Genomic DNA, 18,696 nt, shown 5'->3' on the forward strand with positions numbered 1-18,696 from the left:
GATCGTCAGGTCATGTCCGGGCACCACTGCGGCACCCGGACATTGAGGGTTTAGTTCTGGGTCGCCGTCAGGGACACTGCGACCTCAACCGGAAAACTCAGGGAACTTTCGTCCTGCATAGAGGCACCAATCCCAAAATCCAGGCGCATCAGTTCAAAACGAGACGCCATTTCGGCCCCCTCGTCGGTGATCGACAGATCAAAGTTAAAGCGCAGCGGTTGTTCGATCCCTTTCAGGGTCAAGGTGCCATCTGCGGCATAGCCATCCAGGACAGGGATAATGTCACCGGTAAAGCGGGCCACCGGGAACTGTGCAGCGTCAAAGAAATCGGCCCCCATGGCCTGATCTGTCACTGACCCCAGTGTAAGCGATGCAATCGCGATTTCGACATCAACGCTGCCCATTACCGGCAGGCTGCGATCATCTGTGAAGTTTATCTCAGCATTCCAGTCTGCGAAATTGCCAGTGACGGCAGAGCCAAACTGCGTGACGCTGATTTCAAGGTTGCCGCCTGTGACTTCCCAGTTGCCCTGGCTTTCTGTCAGTTCAACGGCGGGAACAGCCTCGGTGGCATGCGCTTGTGGCTCATGAAAAAACGCCATCCCGGCGGGCAAAGCAAGTGCCCAGACAGCAAGGGCTGCAAAAGGCGCGGCAAGATTGTGTTTTGCTTTATGCGGATGGCCGCCTTCGGCGCGCCCCAGCATGCGCGTCAGGGTAACGTCTTTATCAATTACGTGATGTTTGACGGCGCCTGCGATGTGCAGGAACAGGGAAACGACAAGGACACGTTCAAAGGTTTTATGCAGGATCGAAAAAAGTTCAGCGGTGCTTTCTGATTTGGCCACAAAAGGCAGATCCTGGCCAAAGGGCCAGAGGATGGGGGCAAAGCCTGTGGTCGCTGCGTGGTGGATCCAGCCCGTCAGGGGAACCAGCACAAGTGAGCCATAAAGCAACCAGTGCACAAGTTCGGCCATAAAGCTTTCCAACTTACGTTCCGGGTGCAGGTTTGCGGGTTTTGGCTGGGTGATGGCCCAGGTGATCCGGGCGAGGGCCAGAAAGAACACCAGCACGCCAAAGGTTTTATGGATCTGGAACAGGAAGGCTTTGCGCGCCAGAAGTTCGGACGTGTCAAAAGCCATATCATCCGCAATAATCCCCAGCGGGATCAGGGTGAGGATGGACAGCGCAATGCTCCAGTGAAAAAAGCGGGCGACAGAGCCATAGCGGGTTTGGGTGTTCTTCAGCGACATAAGATACTCCTGACGGGCTGTATTTCAGCATGGCCTGAATAGGAGTTTACGGCAAGTATGGCTATTTGCGCCGGCGCGCGATGAATGTGCACATATGCGCGAAGCCCGGGGAAAAGAGGCGAAAAGCCGCTTGTTACTCTCTTTTCTTCATCGCGTTCCGCGCCCTATTGCCGAGGAACTTATATACCATCAGGTCGGGGTGTAGGTGTGTGAGTGAATTCAGAACTTCACCGTACCCATCAAAGGATGCCAGCAGGCGCAGCGACCGGCCATCTGAGAAATATAGTTTTACACCATTGCTGCCGTTCGGGCCGATCGGGGTGACGCTTTGCAAGGTGCTGAGCAGGAATATTTTGCGGCGACACAGCGGGCGACGTAGCACCAGATCCTGACGGGTTACTTCAATTCTGTGGAAGCTGAACCATGCTATGTATGGCGTGCCGAGCGCGAACAGGCCAGAGATGACAAATACAAACCATGCTTTGTAGAGTTTGTCCGGCCTGGCTGATTGTACCTGTGCTTCAGGTATCATGCTGGTCCAGGCCAGATAGGCGCAACCTCCGAAAAACAGCAGCCCAACAAAGGCGCCCGGCAATGTGCGACGTGACGGTTTCATGACTTTGATATCAAGCGTGCCAACTCCGGTGTCATGTGTGCGAAGAGATCGCTGTGCGGGTGTGCCCCATCCGGATGTGGACCTTTCCTGAAATTTGCGCTGAGTGCGTTTTGTCACACGGTTAAGAATAAACCATTTTCCCCCGATCAGCAGAATTACAAGAAACAGAAGGATAGGATTTGTGAGTATAAGCGCCAGGCCAGAGACAACCTGAGAAAACCATTCCGACATATTTACGACCTTTTACACCGTTGAATGCGGATCTTGCCATCCGGGGGCGCTGTGTCAAGGCGGCTGTGTCTTTCCCGATCCGGATCGTTAAACCATTGCGACATTTCCCCGGGCAGGGTATCCCAACGTTAAGTAAACAAAACGAGGGGCGAGATATGCGCGCATTTGTATTTCCGGGGCAGGGGGCTCAGACCATTGGTATGGGGAAAGCTCTGGCAGAAGCTTATCCGGCGGCTAAAGCGATTTTTGATGAGGTCGACGAGGCGCTGGGCGAAAAACTGTCGGACCTGATCTGGGAAGGCGATGCGGACACGTTGACATTGACGCAAAATGCGCAACCTGCGTTGATGGCGACGTCTCTGGCGGCGATGCGTGCACTGGAGGCGGAAGGCGTGAAAATCGCGGATGCTTCCTTTGTGGCAGGTCATTCCCTTGGTGAATATTCGGCACTTGCGGCTGCCGGTGCGATTTCCGTTGCGGATACAGCGCGTCTGTTGCGCACCCGTGGCGAAGCGATGCAAAAGGCTGTGCCTGTTGGTGTTGGTGCGATGGCCGCGCTTCTGGGTCTCGATTTTGAAACTGCGTCTGAGGTGGCGTCTGAGGCGTCTCATGATCAGGTCTGTCAGGCGGCCAATGACAATGATCCGGGCCAGGTTGTTGTGTCGGGTCATAAGGAAGCGGTGGAGCGTGCGATTGAGATCGCCAAGGGCAAAGGGGCGAAACGTGCCGTATTGTTGCCTGTGTCTGCGCCATTCCATTGTGCATTGATGCAGCCTGCGGCTGAAGTCATGGCTGAGGCTCTGTCTCATGTGGAAATCAACCGTCCTGCTGTGCCTCTGGTGGCAAATGTGCGGGCAAGTGCGATTTCTGATCCGGCAACCATCCGCAATCTTCTGGTGGAGCAGGTGACCGGTTCTGTGCGCTGGCGTGAAAGCGTGGCCTTTATGGCGGCTGAGGGCGTGACGGAAATCTGGGAAATCGGTGCAGGCAAAGCCCTGTCCGGCATGATCCGCCGGATTGAACGTTCCATCGCCTGTAAAGCGATTGGCGCACCGGACGACGTAAAAGCGGCCGTTGCTGCAGAGTGAAACGTAAACGGAAGCTTTCAAAGCTTCCGGACCGTTTTCTTTGAAAGAAAACGGTGACCACATAACTGAAAGAGGAATTTCAGATGTTTGATCTGACAGGTAAATGTGCATTGATCACCGGAGCGTCCGGCGGCATTGGCGGCTCAATTGCGAAAGCTCTGCACGGGGCAGGCGCGACTGTGGGCCTTTCCGGTACCCGGGTTGAGCCACTTGAGGCGCTGGCTGCGGAACTGGGCGAGCGCGCCCATGTACTGCCGTGTAACCTTTCTGACGCCGAAGCTGTAGACGCACTGCCAAAAGCTGCTGCGGCCGCTATGGGATCTGTTGATATTCTGGTCAACAACGCAGGTATCACGCGCGATCAGCTGTTCATGCGTATGTCTGATGACGAATGGCAGTCTGTTCTGGATGTGAACCTGACCTCCACCATGCGCCTGTGCCGCGGTGTGATGCGCCCGATGATGAAGTCCCGCTGGGGCCGTATTATCAACATCAGCTCTATCGTTGGCGCGACGGGCAACCCGGGCCAGGTGAACTATGCGGCCTCCAAGGCGGGCATGGTTGGTATGACCAAATCCATCGCTTATGAAGTTGCCAGCCGGGGAATCACCGCGAACGCCGTTGCACCAGGCTTTATCGCGACAGCGATGACTGACAAGCTGACCGACGAGCAGAAAGACAAAATCAACGTGCAGATCCCGGCCGCACGCATGGGCAGCCCGGAAGAGATCGCGGCAGCGGTTCTTTACCTGGCAAGCCCGGAAGCCGCCTATGTCACAGGTTCAACCTTGCATGTGAACGGCGGTATGGCCATGTTGTGATTTATTGCCTCCGGCTCCAGTAGCCGGAGGCAATATACTTAAATGCAGAGATATAGATGTTCTGCCTTTTCGCCGAATGCAATATCGCTTTCGATTGTGGTTGTTGAAGCGTACTGTGCGCTACGGTTACGGGTGCCGCAAATCTCATTAGCCTTTCTTAAATTCTCGGCCATCATGGGGGTAACAAGCTTGACACTGTCACCGTTAAAATCCGAGATCACTGGTGGGCTGGTGGTTGCGACACATCCGGTCAGGAGTGTCGCTGAAATCATAATAGTAAGCGAATAGACGCGCTTCATAAAAAACCTCATGGAGTGTTTAAGTGAAATAGTGCTACCCTAAGGTGAGTAATCTGAGACTTGCAATGTTTGATTTGTCGCACCAAGTTGGACATGTGCGTTCGAAAGCGTTTGCCTTATGCGCATGATGTGCTATAGGCCACGCAGCATTTTACCGGGACGCGGATGAACCGTGTCGGGAAAGCTGTAGAGAGGGTGTCCTTACGTCACCCACAGCCGGACCCAGTTGGTGAGCCGGGCCAAACAGAGAGAAACGGGGAATACCCCTGTAATAAACGAGGAAGAAACATGAGCGACGTTGCAGATCGTGTAAAAAAGATCGTTGTTGAGCACCTGGGTGTAGACGCGGACAAAGTAGCTGAAAACGCATCCTTCATCGACGACCTGGGCGCAGACAGCCTGGACACCGTTGAGCTGGTTATGGCTTTCGAAGAAGAGTTCGGCATTGAGATCCCGGATGACGCTGCTGAAACCATCCAGACTTTCGGCGACGCAGTGAAATTCATCACTGAAGCTTCTTAAGCTTTAATCGCTTTAAAGAATACGAAAACGGCGCCTGTTGCGGGCGCCGTTTTTGTTTGTACGGAATATGAACCTCAACCACCGTGCATGATCGACAGGGCCATGCGACGGACATAGGCGGGGAAGGCGATGTCATAGGCTTCCCAGCTGGCGTATTCCGGCATTTCAATCTCGCCCGAGATTGAAAACAGCAGTTGCCATGGCGCGGATGGATCACCGCTGGCGAAGGCCTCTTCAAAGCGGGGCAGGACGGTGCTATAGAGTTTGTCCATCAGTTCCGCGTTTTCCTTCAGCGCGTCTACAGAGTTTCCCGGGGAATGACCGTTGATCGCATAAACGGGATCCCAGCTGACCATTTCATTCAGAATTTCGCGTACGCCGATGAAATTGGTGTCTTCTTTGAACTCGGACACAGTGAAAGATTCGGGTTCATACATATCAACGGAAAACACAGTGCCGTTTGCGGGGATGTGGGCCACGGTCGTCGCTACGCCATCACCAACTGCGATGTGTTTCAGATCAACCGAGATCCCACCCAGGTCAATTGTCAGAGCATCGTCAAAGGTCTGATCAATTTCCGGGAAAGGCATGAGCGGCGAAAGAGAGGTGAAATCTTCAACCTTCTCCTGCGCCACAACCTGTGCGCCGGCGAACACCTCGCTGCCGCCGACATGGTCGAAATGTTCATGGCTAAGGGCGACATAAGTGACAGGCAGATCGGTGATCTCAGCGATGGCGGCTTTCATCGCCTCAGCACGTGGGGTGAAGGCCGTATCTGTGACCAGAACGCCATCTTCCCCTACGACCACAAGGCTGGAATAGCCCATGGACCAGAAGTGATATGTGCCCTCTCCGATTTCTGTGAGTGGGGCTGTGTCCTGTGCAAATGCCGGTGTGGCCAGGGCCAGGGTGGCGGTCAGGGTGGCAGCGAATCTCATTCTGTTTCCTTTCAAAACTAACGTTGGTAGTTTTAACTAACAATGTTAGGAACTGCGTCAAACAAAAATCGAAATTCAAAGATCACAGGTACGTGAGTATGGCCGGCAGACCCCGTAAAATAGCAGAGGAATTTCAGGCGTTTTCCACGGCAGAGGCGATCCTTCTGGCAGCGGAACGGATTTGTGGTGAAGAGGGTCTATCTGCGGTGAAATTGCGCGAAATCGCCCGGCGTGTGGGGATTGAGCCTGCCTCAATTTACAATCACTACAAAGGGTTAGATGGTGTTCTTTCGGCTGTGGTTGTACAGGCGCTGGACATCCGTGCCGCCAATCTTGAGATGCCGGACGGGTTAACGCCGCGTGAACAGATCAGACTGCTCTGCCTGCGTGACACACAGTTCCTGTCCGATCGCAAAGGCATTGCGCGCATGGTTTTACAGGATTTTGCAGAGGTGCATGACGGTAAGCCAAACGCCTTTGATCTGCATGAGAAACGCATTGTGGAGATCCTGGATGTGGAATCTGCCATTCTTGCGCAATTGTTTGACACCCCGCCAGCCCGGCCAAGGCTTGGTCAGATTGCCATGGTGCGGGGCAATATGATTATCACCCTGCTGGCGCAGCGTTGGATGAATGGCTGGGACACGGGGGATGCGGATATTAAACAGATAGCAGAACTGGCCTCTGCCTTTATTCTGGGGCTGCCTGGGGAAATGGAGAATACATAATGCGATTTAGATTTGATTTGCCTGAGATGATGACCGAACGCCTCCACTTGCGTCCGATGACTATGGAGGACTGGCCTGCATATCGCGTGATGATGGCATCGGATCGCGTGCGTTTTATGGGCGGACCATGGGAGGATGATCAGATCTGGGGTTGGTTCTGCCATGATATCGCGCTTTGGCATCTTTATGGGCATGGTGCCCTGATGATTGAGCGACTGGAGGACGGTGTGACCGTCGGGCAGGTTGGTCTGAACGCCGGGCCGAAGTTTCCGGAAACAGAGCTTGGCTGGTTTCTGTATGATGGGTTTGAGGGACAAGGCTATATCACTGAGGCTGCCGGGGCTTTCCGAGATTGGGTTTTTGCGAACCTGCCGTTTGAGAGTGTTGTCAGCTATGTGGATGAGAATAATAAAGCCTCGGCCCGGGTGGCGGAACGGCTGGGGGCAGTAGTTGACCCGGATGCCGAAAGGCCAGACCCGGAAGATATTGTTTATCGGCATGTCAGACCATGAGCGAAATGGTAACAACTGAACGCCTGATCCTGCGCCTGCCGCGTGAGAGTGATTTTGAAACCTATGTCAGGATCTGGGCAGACCCGGAGGTTGTGCGTTTTATCGGTGGCGTGCCGCGCTCGCGCGAGAAGTGCCGGGAGGTCTGGGAGAAGAACCTGGAGTCCTGGAAATCCAATGGGTTTGGGAACTGGGTGATTGAGGAGCGTGAAAGCGGCGCGGTGATCGGTCAGGTGGGGTTCTTTTATGGCGAACGCAGGCTTGGGAGTGACTTTGATGTCTCGCCGGAATGTGGCTGGGTGATTGCGCCTGAATTTTCAGGGAAAGGCTATGGGTCGGAGGCTGTTCTGGCCGCTCATTTGCGAATGGATGACTGCAGTGACGGGATGCGGACTGTTTGTATGATTGAACTTGAACATGAAGCCTCTCTCCATCTGGCCCGCAAGGCGGGATACCGTGAAATGCGGCGTGCAGAATATCAGGGTGCACAGCTTATTCTGATGGAACGGAAGCCTGACAAGGCCGGGCTTGCACCGTAAGTGTAGTTTTCCTGCCGAAACCCTTCCTTCACCGCAGCAGGCCCTTGCCCCCGGGGGGGCAGGCAAGTTATGAACCCGCAAGGAAACAACTGAAAAAAGGGCAGGCATATGCGTCGCGTTGTTATCACAGGTCTTGGCATGGTTACCCCGCTTGGGGATGGTGTGGACACCACATGGGAAAGAATTCTGGACAGCCAGTCCGGGGCGGGGCCTATCACCCGGTTTGATCCGGAACGTGTGACCACGAAATATGCCTGTGAGATCCCTTTTGGCGATGGGTCTGACGGCACGTTTAACCCGGATGCTTATATGGCCCCGAAGGAACGTCGTAAGGTTGATGATTTCATCCTTTACGGTATGGCAGCTGCAGATCAGGCTGTGAATGACGCCGGTTGGACGCCTGAGGATGAAGAAAGCCGTCTACGCACAGGCGTTATGATTGGTTCCGGCATTGGTGGTCTGTCTTCTATCGCGGATACTGCGGTTCTGCTGAAAGAAAAAGGCCCGCGCCGTGTGTCGCCGTTCTTTATTCCCGGCGCATTGATCAACCTGATTTCCGGTCAGGTTGGCATCCGTTACGGGTTTAAAGGCCCGAACCATGCGGTTGTGACCGCCTGTTCCACCGGTGCGCACGCAATCGGTGATGCGGCGCGTCTGATCATGCTGGATGATGCGGATGTGATGCTGGCCGGTGGTGCAGAAAGCCCGATTTCTGAGATTGGCATTGCGGGCTTTAACGCCTGTAAGGCGCTGTCCACCAAGCGTGAAGACGATCCCAAGGCCGCGAGCCGTCCTTATGATGGCGACCGTGACGGGTTTGTCATGGGCGAGGGCGCGGGTGTTGTTGTTCTGGAAGAATACGAGCACGCAAAAGCCCGTGGTGCGAAGATTTATGCCGAGGTTCTTGGCTATGGTCTGTCCGGCGACGCCTACCACATCACAGCGCCGTCTTCTGATGGCGATGGCGGTTTCCGGTCTATGTCTGCGGCTCTGAAACGTGCGGGTGTTGCACCTGGAGACATTGACTACATCAACGCCCATGGCACATCGACTATGGCGGATACGATTGAACTGGGCGCTGTGGAACGTCTGATGGGGGATGCCGCGTCAACCGCAACCATGTCGTCCACGAAATCTGCAATCGGCCACCTTCTGGGCGCGGCTGGTGCGGTCGAGGCCATCTTCTGTATTCTGGCGATCCGCGATCAGGTGGCTCCGCCAACCCTGAACCTGGAAAACCCGGCTGTCGACAGCCCGCTGGACCTGGCACCACAGAAAGCGGTGAAGCGCGAAATCAACGTGGCGCTGTCCAATAGCTTTGGCTTTGGTGGCACCAATGCGTCGCTTGTGGTCGGGAAGGTCCGCGACTGATGTTTGCACGCCACATCGCAGCCAATGCGCTGACCCTGATCGGGGTTCTGAGTTTTGCCGGGGTCGCTGTGGTGGCCTGGGGCAAGAAACAATATGAGGCCCCGGGACCGCTGGCGCAGGCGATTTGTCTGCGTGTTGAGGGCGGGGCTGACATGAAAGATGTGGCGGATACCCTGGAGGCACAGCGCGCTGTGTCCACACGTGCGATCTTTGCGGCCGGGGCACAATACTCTGGCCGTGCGCATCTGCTGAAAGCCGGTAGCTTTCTGGTGCCGGCAGGGGCGTCTATGCAGGACATCAATGAGATTGTGACCGGCAGTGGGCGGTCGACCTGCGGCACGGAAATCAACTATCGCATTGGTATTCTGCGCGCAAAGGTTGAGGTGAACGAACTTGATCCTGAAACCAGTCGCTATGTTGAAGTTGTAAGCTTCAACCCGGCTGAGGATGACGTGCCAGCGGCCTATACGGAAATGCGCGACGATCCATCTGTGCGCTACCGGATCACAATGGCGCAAGGGATTACCTCCTGGCAGATTGTGGAAGCGTTGAACAACGCGGATTTCCTGTCTGGTGAGATTGCTGAAGTGCCTGCAGAGGGCACGCTGGCACCATTAGGTGAAGATGTGCGTGTGGGCATGGATCGCAATGAACTGATCGCGCAGATGGTCGCCGATCAGGAACGTGTCCTGGCAGAAGCCTGGGAGGCCCGTGCAGAAGGTCTGCCGTATGCGAATGCCCAGGAAGCACTGATCATGGCGTCTATCATCGAAAAGGAAACCGGTGTCGGGTCTGAACGTCCGATGGTGGCCAGTGTTTTTGTGAACCGTCTGAACCAGGGCATTCGTCTGCAAACCGACCCGACGGTGATCTATGGGATCACACAGGGGAAGGGATCGCTGGGGCGCGGTATCCGCCAGTCTGAACTGCGCCGTGAAACGCCGTGGAACACCTATGTGATTGACGGCCTGCCGCCCACACCGATCGCCAACCCGGGCAAGGCTGCGATTGAAGCGGCGCTGAACCCGGATGACACGGATTTCATCTTCTTTGTGGCGGATGGCACTGGCGGGCACGCTTTTGCGCGGACCCTGCAGGAACATAATGCCAATGTTGCCAAATGGCGCGAGATTGAAGCGCAGCGCGCGGAAGAAGCGGCTGCAGCAGGGAACTGATTTTGAGGTGAGCTGATCGCTTTCGGCCCGGAGTATTTCAAATACTCCGGGCCGATTTCTTTCAAAGAAATCGTTTAAAGTCAGTCTCTTACTTTGATGTGTGAAGTATTTCTTACATCTTGCGAACTCTCCCTATGCGTGTATTTCGCTTGACTTATCGAACGGTCCAATGTACAACTTGTGACAAGCTGGAAGAAGTGGGTAAGCGGCACGGGGCAACCTGGGGCCGCTTTTCTGTTTCTGCTCGTGCGGTCAGCATGAGAGGCGGGTTAACGACACAATGGTAGATATTACACCCGAAAAAGGGCAGTCGGCAGAAGGGATTCTTTCGTCGGCTGAAATCGTGTTCCGTGGCGCAGAAAAAGTTCTGAAGGATCGGATCAGGTTGCTGGAAGCGGGCGGGGGGCCGGTTGACAGCGCAGTGAAGAAGGAACTGGCGTCTTATAATGAGACGCTGGGCTATTTCGTCAAAGAGGGGCAGAAACTTGAAGAGCGCAGAGCAAAACTTAAAGGTGTTGCCCGGGATGGCGCCGGATATGCGCTTGATCTCGGAAAGGCACGCATTGAGATCGGGCGCAGGCTTGCTTGCCTGCGCGACGCCTCAGGAACAGGAAGAGTTTCTGAGTGAGATTGGAGAGGAAGCGCTGATGGCGCTTCCTTTTTTGTTTGAGTTCTGGGCGTTGCCGCACCAACTGCCGCCGGAGACCTGTGAAGATGGGCGCGACTGGCGGACATGGCTGTGCCTTGGCGGCCGTGGTGCGGGGAAGACCCGGGCCGGGGCCGAATGGGTGCGCAGCGAGGTTGAGGGGGACATGCCGTTGGATGCCGGGCGGTCAGGCCGTGTGGCGCTGGTGGGGGAAACCTTTGATCAGGTGCGGGATGTGATGATTTTCGGGGACAGTGGGATTATGGCCTGTTCGCCTGCAGATCGTCGCCCGGAGTGGCATGCCGGTAAACGTCAATTGATCTGGCCCAATGGTGCAATGGCCCAGGCGTTTTCCGCGCATGAGCCAGAAAATCTGCGGGGGCCGCAATTTGATGCGGCCTGGGTGGATGAACTGGCGAAATGGAAGAAATCCCAGGAAAGCTGGGATATGTTGCAGTTTGCCCTGCGTCTGGGGGATATGCCGCGCCAATGCGTGACGACGACACCACGCAATGTGCCGGTGCTGAAATCTCTGATGGAGAACCCGTCAACGGTGATGACCCACGCGCCGACAGAGGCGAACAGGGCCTATCTGGCGGATAGCTTCATTGAAGAGGTCCGGGCGCGTTATGCCGGTACGCGGCTGGGGCGGCAGGAGCTTGACGGGGTGTTGTTGCAGGACGCGGAAGGCGCGCTCTGGACACAGGAGATGATTGAAGGGGCGCGCTGCGAAAGCGCGCCGGAATTCGACCGGGTGGTCGTGGCGGTGGACCCGCCGGTGACGGGACATGCGGGATCGGATGATTGCGGGATTATTGTTGCCGGAGTGGTGACACAGGGCGCGCCGCAGGATTGGCGGGCCTGGGTTCTGAAGGATGCATCTGTTTCGGCCAGCTCACCTATGGAATGGGCGCAGGCTGCGATCAGTGCGCGGGATGAACTTGGCGCGGAACGCCTGGTAGCAGAGGTCAATCAGGGCGGTGATATGGTGGAAACCATCATTCGTCAGATTGACCCGCTTGTGCCCTATACCGGCGTGCGGGCCAGCCGGGGGAAAGTGGCCCGGGCGGAACCTGTCGCGGCGCTTTATGAACAGGGACGTGTGCGGCATGTCCGGGGGCTGGGCAGGCTTGAGGATCAGATGTGTCTGATGAGCGCGCGGGGTTACGCGGGGCCGGGCAGCCCGGACCGTGTTGACGCGCTTGTCTGGGCTTTACAGGCCCTGATGATCGATCCGGCAGTCAGCTACAGGCGGCCACAGGTGCGCAGCCTTTAGCGGCGGATATCTGAGAATTTGAAAAGATGAAACGGGGTGATCCGCGGGTCACGCCTGAACTGGTGCGGCCAGATGAATCACATGAGGAGCGAGCTCTATGGTATTTGATTTTTTGAAAAAATCAGCGCGTGGCGCGGCGGAGGTCAAAGCCTCGGCGGCGGGTCCGGTGATTGCAATGCAGGGCGGCATGTCTGGCCGCGTGGCCTGGAGCCCGCGGGATGTGGTGAGCCTGACGAAGGCCGGGTTCACCGGCAATCCCGTGGGGTTTCGTTCGGTCAAGCTGATTGCGGAAGCGGCGGCAGCATTGCCTTTGGTGTTACAGAATGCGGATCAGCGGTTTGAACAGCACCCGGTGCTGGATCTGGTGCGGCGTCCGAATGCGGGCCAAGGGCGTGCGGAACTGTTTGAGGCGCTGTATGGCCAGATGCTTTTGTCGGGGAATGGCTATCTCGAAGTTGTGCCGGATGAGGAAGGTCAGGCGGCGGAGCTGCATGTTTTGCGCTCGGACCGGATGAATGTGGTGCCGGGCACGGATGGCTGGCCGGTGGCCTATGAATATGCGGTTGGCGGGCGTCGGCACCGGTTTGACATGACCGGGGACATTCAACCGATCTGTCATATCAAGACGTTTCACCCACAGGATGATCATTATGGTCTGTCGCCCATGCAGGCGGCTGCCAGTGCGATTGATGTGCATAATGCCGCAAGCCGTTGGTCCAAAGGCCTGCTGGACAATGCGGCGCGCCCGTCTGGGGCGTTTGTCTATTCCGGTGGTGAAGGCCAGCTGAGCCAGGATCAGTTTGAACGTCTGCAATCGGATATGGCGAGTTATCATCAGGGCGCGGCGAATGCCGGGCGTCCGATGTTGCTGGAAGGGGGGCTGGACTGGAAGCCCATGGGGTTCAGCCCGTCTGATATGGAATTCCAGAAGACAAAAGAAGCCGCCGCGCGGGAAATTTCCGTGGCCTTTGGTGTGCCTCCGATGTTGCTGGGTATTCCGGGGGATGCGACCTATGCGAATTATCAGGAAGCGCACCGGGCGTTTTACCGCCTGACGGTTCTGCCGCTGGCAACCAAAGTGACGGCGACGATTTCAGAATGGCTGTCGGGGATTGCCGGAGAACAGGTGACGTTGCAGCCGGATCTGGATCAGGTGCCGGCGCTGTCGGGGGAACGTGAGGCGCAATGGCGTCGCATCGCGGATGCGGATTTCCTGACAGAGGCTGAGAAACGCAGCCTGCTGGGCCTGCCAAAGCGGGTGGACAGCGATGAGTGAAACGCCGGGGAAACAGACAGGATCGCGTTTTTTATACGACAGTTTTGATGCGGCGCGGGCCAGGATTGATGCCAATGAACGGGTCAATCAGATGCAGTTTGATGCGCTTGGTGAGCGGCTTGGACGGATCGAGATGATGATTGAGCGTCTGGAAAAGCGGCTTTGGCTGACAGTTTACAGTGTTGTCGGGGTGATCCTCGCGCAGGGGGTGACATCGATCATTGATGCGGTGCCGAAATAGGCGTGGCGGAAGGAAAGAGCATGAATTTTGAAAGCAAATCCGGGCTGGAAGTGAAATTCTGCCGGGCGGACGGGGCCGTGACCCTGACGGATGGAATTACGATTGAAGGCTATGCGTCGTATTTCGGTGTGCCGGATAAGGGCGGTGATGTGGTGCAACGCGGGGCTTATGCGGCCTCGCTGAAAGCGCTGCGGGCGAAGGGGCGCAACGTGAAGATGCTCTGGCAGCATGATCCGGCGCAGCCCATCGGCACCTGGGATGAAATCCGGGAAGATGAAAAGGGCCTTTATGTGAAGGGCCGCCTTCTGGATGAGGTCGAAAAGGGCCGCGAGGCAGCGGCGCTGATTGAGGCGGGCGCGATTGACGGGCTGTCAATTGGCTATCGCACGAAGAAGGCGACAAAGAACGACAGAGGCCAGCGGCTTCTGCATGAGCTGGAGCTTTGGGAAGTGTCGCTTGTGACCTTTCCGATGCTGCCGGAAGCGCGGATTGGGGCGAAGGGCGAACTGCCCGAGCATGATGATCTGCGGGAACTGGCGGGGGCAATTGAAGCGGCCCGTCAGATCCTTCACTCCGGCCCTGAAGGCTGACCCGGACGGGCTGGCTGCGGGGGCTGAACCTCCTGAAAAGGGTGCAGGCATACTGCTGCAAAACTGATGGTCACTATTTTGCGGAAGGGCAGTGCCCGGCCGCGGGTGGGTGTGAAGCACCCGCCCATGGGGGCGGTCGGGTGCTGCCCGGTGTTTCCACCGGGCGGGACATTGCTGAAACACACAACTGTTCCCGATCAGAATAAGGAAAAATCTGAATGAATAAATCCGAGACGACGTCACGGGACAGAGAGATTCTGTCTGGTGATATCTCCCCGGTGGCGGAGGTGAAAACCGCGCTGCAGGGGTTCATGAGCGACATCAATTCAAAGCTTCAACAACAGGAAGACAGGCTGACTATGTTTGAACGTAAATCTGTGATCACCGGGCGTCCCGCCCTTTCCGCATCTGCCGAGGCCGAGGTGCCACATCAGAAGGCTTTCAACGCTTATCTGCGTTCCGGTGATGAGGACGCGATGCGCGGCCTTGAGATCGAAGGCAAATCCATGAGCACCGCAGTGGCGGCTGACGGCGGTTATCTTGTGGACCCGCAGACATCGGATACGATTATGTCTGTGTTGAAATCTTCGGCATCCCTGCGTTCCATTGCGAATGTGGTGAATGTTGAAGCGACATCTTACGATGTGCTGGTGGATCACACGGAACTTGGCGCCGGCTGGGCGGATGAAGTGGGGACGGTCACTGAAACCGCATCCCCGCAGTTTGACCGCATTTCCATTGCATTACATGAACTGTCTGCTTTGCCAAAAGCATCCCAGCGTCTGCTGGATGATGCTGCGTTTGATATTGAAGGCTGGCTGGCTGGTCGCATCGCGGATAAATTCGCCCGTGCGGAAGCTGCGGCCTTTATCAATGGGGATGGTGTCGACAAACCGCGCGGTCTGCTGAACCATACGATCGTTGAAGACAGCACCTGGTCCTGGGGCAATCTTGGTTATATTGCCACGGGTGCGGATGGTGATTTTGACGGTGCAAACCCGGCGAATTCTATTCTGGATCTGGTCTATGCCCTGGGTGCGGAATATCGCGCGAATGCGTCTTTTGTGATGAATTCCAAGACCGCAGGTGTTGTGCGTAAAATGAAGGATGCGGATGGTCGTTTCCTCTGGACGGATGGTCTGACCGCGGGCGAGCCAGCCCGTCTGCTGGGCTATCCGGTTCTGATTGCGGAAGACATGCCGGATATCGGTTCCGATGCCCATGCGATTGCTTTTGGTGATTTTTCCACCGGTTACACCGTGGCAGAACGCCCGGATCTGCGTGTGCTGCGTGATCCGTTTTCTGCCAAGCCGCATGTTCTGTTCTTTGCAACCAAACGTGTTGGCGGTGACGTCAGCGATTTTGCAGCGATCAAACTGCTGAAATTCGCGGTGAGCTGATCATTGCGAAGAGTGTCGGATCGGGCGAATGCCTGTTCTGACACGTGGCGCGCGCTGCATATTTCCATGTTTTCCAGCTGCTCCCCTCCGTTCGGGCGATATGGGTGGCGCGCGTCTTTTCAGAAGGCCCGGTGCTCCGGGCCGGAGGGGCAGAATTTCGGAGATTTTTATGATGTTAATCGAGCAGACCCCGGTTCTCTCGGCCGCTTTGCCGCTGGCTGAATTCAGGGACCATCTGCGTCTGGGCACAGGGTTTGCCGATGATGCAGTGCAGGATGGCGTGTTAGAGCGCGCCTTGAGGGCGGCGCTTGCGATGATCGAAGCACGCACGGGTAAAGTATTGCTGACGCGTGATTTTCTCTGGCGCACCACGGGCTGGCGGGATGCGTCTTGTCAGGCTTTGCCGGTGGCCCCTGTGACGTCGCTGGTCAGCCTGCAGATCGTGGATCGTGTGGGGGATGCGGTGGTGATTGATCCCGCGCGCTATCGCCTGCAGGAAGATGATTTTCGTCCGCGTCTGGTGGCGACAGGGGGTATCCTGCCGCAGATCCCGGCTGCGGGTGAGGCAGAGATAGGTTTTCAGGCGGGTTATGTTGCCTGGGGGGACGTCCCGGCGGATCTTGCACAGGCGGTCTTTATGCTGGCGGCCGGGTTGTATGAGAACCGGGATGGCAACAGCGAAGATGTGTTTTCAGGGGCCATTGAAACCCTGATTGCCCGCTTTCGCACAGTCAGATCATTGGGGGGTGCACGGTGAGTTATGTTCTCAACAAAGAACTGACGCTGGAACATCCGGTGCTGAACCCGGATGGGGCCGGGGGCTGGGTGCAGAGCTGGGTTGCGCAGGGAACGCTCTGGGCGCGGCTTGAGGCTGCGGCAGGACGCGAGAAATCTGCGAACCTCTCGACCCGGTCAGTGGTGCGTTACAACATTCTTGTGCGCGGTGGCCCGTTGGGGGCGCCGTCGCGCCCGGGACCAGAGCAGCGTTTCACAGATGGCACCAGGATCTGGAAGATCACGGCGGTGAAAGAACATGATCCGCGTGGCCAGTATCTGATTTGTCATACGGAAGAGGAGGTTGCCTCATGAGTTATGCTGTTTCTTCTGCCCTGCAATCTGCTGTCTATCAGCGGCTGGTGGCAGACACGGATCTGGCGCTTTTGGTGGGGACGGCGATTTATGACACGCTGCCTGCGGGCACGGTGCCAGCGACTTACGTCAGCCTTGGTCCGGAAGATGTGCGGGACCGGTCAGATCAGACCGGGGCGGGTGCGTTGCACTACGTCACGATCAGTGTTGTGACGGATGCCGCTGGTTTTCAGACTGCAAAAGATGTGGCCGCTGTGGTGTCAGACGCTTTGATTGATGCCGAGCTGATCCTTGCGCGTGGCCGCCTGATTTACCTGCGATTTGACCGGGCCACGGCCCGGCGTGTCGGTGTCGGGGAAACCCGGCGCATTGATATTCGTTTCCGCGCCCGCGTGGAAGACAATTAACCTTACCAAGACCGGAGAAAACGAATGGTTGCTCAGAATGGGAAAGATCTGCTGATCAAAATGGATATGACCGGCGCAGGGCTGTTTGAAACCGTAGCGGGCCTGCGGGCGACGCGGATCAGTTTCAATGCGGAAACTGTAGATGTCACCAGCCTTGAAAGCGAAGGCGGTTGGCGGGAACTGCTGGGTGGTGCGGGTGTGAAATCCGCATCTATCAGCGGATCCGGCGTGTTTAAGGACGAAGGCACCGATGAACGTGCGCGTCAGATTTTCTTTGATGGCGAAGTGCCCGCCTGTCAGGTGGTTGTGCCGGATTTCGGGGTGATTGAAGGGCCGTTTATGGTGACGTCACTGGAATACAGCGGGTCACACAATGGCGAGGCGAATTATGAGCTTTCGCTGGCTTCTGCCGGTGCTTTGACCTTCACGGCGCTTTAATATGGCGAACCCCTGGAGTGGTGAAGTGGCGCTGACCCTGGATGGGGAACGCCACGTTCTGAAGCTGACACTGGGTGCGTTGGCGGAACTGGAAAGCGTGCTGGAAACCGGGACGCTTGTAGATCTGGTGGAACGGTTTGAAACGCGGCAGTTTTCCACCCGTGATGTCCTGGCGCTGATTGTCGCCGGGTTGCGTGGTGGGGGCTGGCAGGGTCAGGCGCGGGATCTTGTGCATGTGGACATTGAGGGCGGCCCTTTGCAGGCGGCCCGTGTGGCCGCGCAATTGCTGACGCGGGCTTTTGCCCTGCCGGATGAAGGGCACGGTGATGGCGCAGGCGTTTGAATGGGGTGCGCTTTTGCGGGCCGGTATTCGTGGGGCGGGATTGAAGCCCCATGAATTCTGGCAGCTGACCCCGGCTGAACTGATGCTGATCCTGGGTGTTGACGGTCAGGGGCGCGCTTTCAGCCGGGGCAGGCTTGATGCGCTGCTGACACAATACCCGGATGAGGCGGTGAAAGGAGAGAGTGATGGCGGAATTTGATGAGGTCGATAATCTTGATCAGAGCCTTGAAACCCTTGAGACGGCCCTGGGGTCTGCGACGGGGATGACCCAGGCCTTTGGCAATGAACTGTCACGGCTGGATGAGGCCATGGGTGGGACTGCGAAAGAGGTCACAACGCTTAGTCGCGGGGTGTCCCGCGGGCTGAAGCGGGCGATTGACGGGCTGGTGTTTGACGGGGACAAACTGTCGGTGGCACTGGACACTGTCGCGCAGTCGATGCTGAACACCGCATATTCTGTTTCCGTCAAACCGGTTACGGATCGCATTGGCGGGCTGATTGGCGAAGGCATGAACAGCCTGTTTAACGGGTTGTTTCAGTTTGCTGATGGCGGATCTTTTGCGCAAGGCAGGGTGATGCCCTTTGCCAATGGCGGGATTGTCAGCGGGCCAACGATGTTCCCCATGCGGGGTGGCACGGGCCTGATGGGCGAAGCAGGACCAGAGGCGATTATGCCGCTGTCCCGTGGTTCTGACGGCAGGCTGGGTGTGCGCACGGATGGCAGCAATGCCAAACCTGTGCAGGTGGTGATGAATATCTCAACACCGGATGTGAGCGGCTTCCAGCGGTCGCGCAGTCAGATTGCCGCACAGATGGGCCGGGCCCTTGGTCAGGGTGCCCGAAACCGGTGAATACACAGATATGAGCAGCAGTCAGAGGCGCGGGTTTTCCGGGCCTCTTTTT

The 18,696-nt window shown here is 56.9% G+C and carries 25 protein-coding genes; 21 read left to right on the top strand and 4 right to left on the bottom strand.

What is annotated here, in order from left to right; all coding sequences use genetic code 11:
* Nucleotides 1-50: 50 nt before the first annotated feature.
* Nucleotides 51-1,250, bottom strand: a complete 1,200-nt coding sequence (locus H1D41_RS10550; RefSeq protein ID WP_228848873.1) for a cytochrome b/b6 domain-containing protein — start codon at nt 1,248-1,250, stop codon at nt 51-53.
* Between the two features lie 133 nt (nt 1,251-1,383).
* Nucleotides 1,384-2,097, bottom strand: a complete 714-nt coding sequence (locus tag H1D41_RS10555; protein WP_228848874.1) for a hypothetical protein — start codon at nt 2,095-2,097, stop codon at nt 1,384-1,386.
* 155 nt (nt 2,098-2,252) lie between these two features.
* Here H1D41_RS10555 and fabD point away from each other — a divergent pair, with 155 nt between their 5' ends.
* A complete protein-coding gene (fabD, locus tag H1D41_RS10560) occupies nt 2,253-3,185 on the top strand; it encodes an ACP S-malonyltransferase (RefSeq protein ID WP_228848875.1) in 933 nt (310 codons plus the stop codon).
* A gap of 83 nt (nt 3,186-3,268) precedes the next feature.
* Entirely contained in the window at nt 3,269-4,006 is a 738-nt protein-coding gene (fabG, locus tag H1D41_RS10565) for a 3-oxoacyl-[acyl-carrier-protein] reductase (protein ID WP_107498066.1), read from the top strand.
* 38 nt (nt 4,007-4,044) lie between these two features.
* Here the strand turns inward: fabG and H1D41_RS10570 are convergent, their stop codons facing one another.
* The gene (locus H1D41_RS10570; protein WP_228848876.1) at nt 4,045-4,305 is read right to left on the bottom strand and encodes a hypothetical protein; all 261 of its coding nucleotides are present in this window, start codon (nt 4,303-4,305) and stop codon (nt 4,045-4,047) included.
* A 288-nt stretch (nt 4,306-4,593) separates the two neighbouring features.
* On the opposite strand from H1D41_RS10570, the gene H1D41_RS10575 reads away from it, so the two are divergent.
* A complete protein-coding gene (locus tag H1D41_RS10575; RefSeq protein ID WP_107498065.1) occupies nt 4,594-4,827 on the top strand; it encodes an acyl carrier protein in 234 nt (77 codons plus the stop codon).
* 74 nt (nt 4,828-4,901) lie between these two features.
* Here H1D41_RS10575 and H1D41_RS10580 read toward each other — a convergent pair whose 3' ends face one another.
* Nucleotides 4,902-5,765 (bottom strand): MBL fold metallo-hydrolase, encoded by an 864-nt coding sequence (locus tag H1D41_RS10580; RefSeq protein WP_228848877.1) that lies wholly within the window; start codon nt 5,763-5,765, stop codon nt 4,902-4,904.
* A 98-nt stretch (nt 5,766-5,863) separates the two neighbouring features.
* Here H1D41_RS10580 and H1D41_RS10585 point away from each other — a divergent pair, with 98 nt between their 5' ends.
* The 18 genes from H1D41_RS10585 (at nt 5,864) to H1D41_RS10670 (ending at nt 18,644) form a co-directional block, all read left to right on the top strand.
* Nucleotides 5,864-6,493 (top strand): TetR/AcrR family transcriptional regulator, encoded by a 630-nt coding sequence (locus H1D41_RS10585; RefSeq protein WP_228848878.1) that lies wholly within the window; start codon nt 5,864-5,866, stop codon nt 6,491-6,493.
* Nucleotides 6,493-7,005: a GNAT family N-acetyltransferase gene (locus tag H1D41_RS10590; protein WP_228848879.1), complete on the top strand. Its 513-nt coding sequence runs from the start codon at nt 6,493-6,495 to the stop codon at nt 7,003-7,005. Before H1D41_RS10585 ends, H1D41_RS10590 begins: the two co-directional genes overlap by 1 nt.
* Complete coding sequence (locus H1D41_RS10595) at nt 7,002-7,541, top strand: GNAT family N-acetyltransferase (protein WP_228848880.1); 540 nt, start codon at nt 7,002-7,004, stop codon at nt 7,539-7,541. The genes H1D41_RS10590 and H1D41_RS10595 overlap by 4 nt, the downstream gene beginning before the upstream one ends.
* 108 nt (nt 7,542-7,649) lie before the next feature.
* On the top strand, nt 7,650-8,912 hold the full coding sequence (gene fabF, locus H1D41_RS10600) for a beta-ketoacyl-ACP synthase II (RefSeq protein WP_228848881.1): 1,263 nt from the start codon (nt 7,650-7,652) through the stop codon (nt 8,910-8,912).
* Nucleotides 8,912-10,087 carry an endolytic transglycosylase MltG gene (mltG, locus tag H1D41_RS10605; RefSeq protein WP_228848882.1) on the top strand — a complete coding sequence of 392 codons (1,176 nt, stop codon included), beginning with the start codon at nt 8,912-8,914 and terminating at the stop codon, nt 10,085-10,087. The genes fabF and mltG overlap by 1 nt, the downstream gene beginning before the upstream one ends.
* A 280-nt stretch (nt 10,088-10,367) precedes the next feature.
* Nucleotides 10,368-10,715, top strand: coding sequence for a hypothetical protein (locus tag H1D41_RS10610; protein ID WP_107498060.1), 348 nt, complete (start codon nt 10,368-10,370; stop codon nt 10,713-10,715).
* The gene (locus H1D41_RS10615; protein ID WP_449271801.1) at nt 10,624-12,009 is read left to right on the top strand and encodes a DNA-packaging protein; all 1,386 of its coding nucleotides are present in this window, start codon (nt 10,624-10,626) and stop codon (nt 12,007-12,009) included. The genes H1D41_RS10610 and H1D41_RS10615 overlap by 92 nt, the downstream gene beginning before the upstream one ends.
* A 97-nt stretch (nt 12,010-12,106) precedes the next feature.
* Nucleotides 12,107-13,285, top strand: a complete 1,179-nt coding sequence (locus tag H1D41_RS10620) for a phage portal protein (protein ID WP_228848884.1) — start codon at nt 12,107-12,109, stop codon at nt 13,283-13,285.
* Entirely contained in the window at nt 13,278-13,526 is a 249-nt protein-coding gene (locus H1D41_RS10625; protein ID WP_107498057.1) for a GTA head formation protein, RCAP_rcc01685 family, read from the top strand. The genes H1D41_RS10620 and H1D41_RS10625 overlap by 8 nt, the downstream gene beginning before the upstream one ends.
* Before the next feature lie 20 nt (nt 13,527-13,546).
* Complete coding sequence (locus H1D41_RS10630; RefSeq protein WP_228848885.1) at nt 13,547-14,116, top strand: HK97 family phage prohead protease; 570 nt, start codon at nt 13,547-13,549, stop codon at nt 14,114-14,116.
* 218 nt (nt 14,117-14,334) lie between these two features.
* Complete coding sequence (locus H1D41_RS10635; protein WP_228848886.1) at nt 14,335-15,516, top strand: phage major capsid protein; 1,182 nt, start codon at nt 14,335-14,337, stop codon at nt 15,514-15,516.
* 169 nt (nt 15,517-15,685) lie between these two features.
* Nucleotides 15,686-16,273: a head-tail connector protein gene (locus tag H1D41_RS10640; protein ID WP_228848887.1), complete on the top strand. Its 588-nt coding sequence runs from the start codon at nt 15,686-15,688 to the stop codon at nt 16,271-16,273.
* The gene (locus H1D41_RS10645; protein ID WP_107498053.1) at nt 16,270-16,605 is read left to right on the top strand and encodes a head-tail adaptor protein; all 336 of its coding nucleotides are present in this window, start codon (nt 16,270-16,272) and stop codon (nt 16,603-16,605) included. The genes H1D41_RS10640 and H1D41_RS10645 overlap by 4 nt, the downstream gene beginning before the upstream one ends.
* On the top strand, nt 16,602-17,012 hold the full coding sequence (locus H1D41_RS10650; RefSeq protein ID WP_107498052.1) for a DUF3168 domain-containing protein: 411 nt from the start codon (nt 16,602-16,604) through the stop codon (nt 17,010-17,012). The genes H1D41_RS10645 and H1D41_RS10650 overlap by 4 nt, the downstream gene beginning before the upstream one ends.
* Nucleotides 17,013-17,036: 24 nt before the next feature.
* Nucleotides 17,037-17,450, top strand: coding sequence for a phage major tail protein, TP901-1 family (locus H1D41_RS10655; RefSeq protein WP_107498051.1), 414 nt, complete (start codon nt 17,037-17,039; stop codon nt 17,448-17,450).
* Between the two features lies 1 nt (nt 17,451).
* Nucleotides 17,452-17,793: a gene transfer agent family protein gene (locus H1D41_RS10660; protein WP_228848888.1), complete on the top strand. Its 342-nt coding sequence runs from the start codon at nt 17,452-17,454 to the stop codon at nt 17,791-17,793.
* A complete protein-coding gene (locus tag H1D41_RS10665) occupies nt 17,777-17,992 on the top strand; it encodes a phage tail assembly chaperone (protein ID WP_228848889.1) in 216 nt (71 codons plus the stop codon). Before H1D41_RS10660 ends, H1D41_RS10665 begins: the two co-directional genes overlap by 17 nt.
* The gene (locus tag H1D41_RS10670) at nt 17,979-18,644 is read left to right on the top strand and encodes a phage tail tape measure protein (protein ID WP_228848890.1); all 666 of its coding nucleotides are present in this window, start codon (nt 17,979-17,981) and stop codon (nt 18,642-18,644) included. Before H1D41_RS10665 ends, H1D41_RS10670 begins: the two co-directional genes overlap by 14 nt.
* Nucleotides 18,645-18,696 lie beyond the last annotated feature (52 nt).

This window comes from Halocynthiibacter styelae (assembly GCF_016123485.1).
In the GTDB taxonomy this organism is placed as follows: domain Bacteria; phylum Pseudomonadota; class Alphaproteobacteria; order Rhodobacterales; family Rhodobacteraceae; genus Halocynthiibacter; species Halocynthiibacter styelae.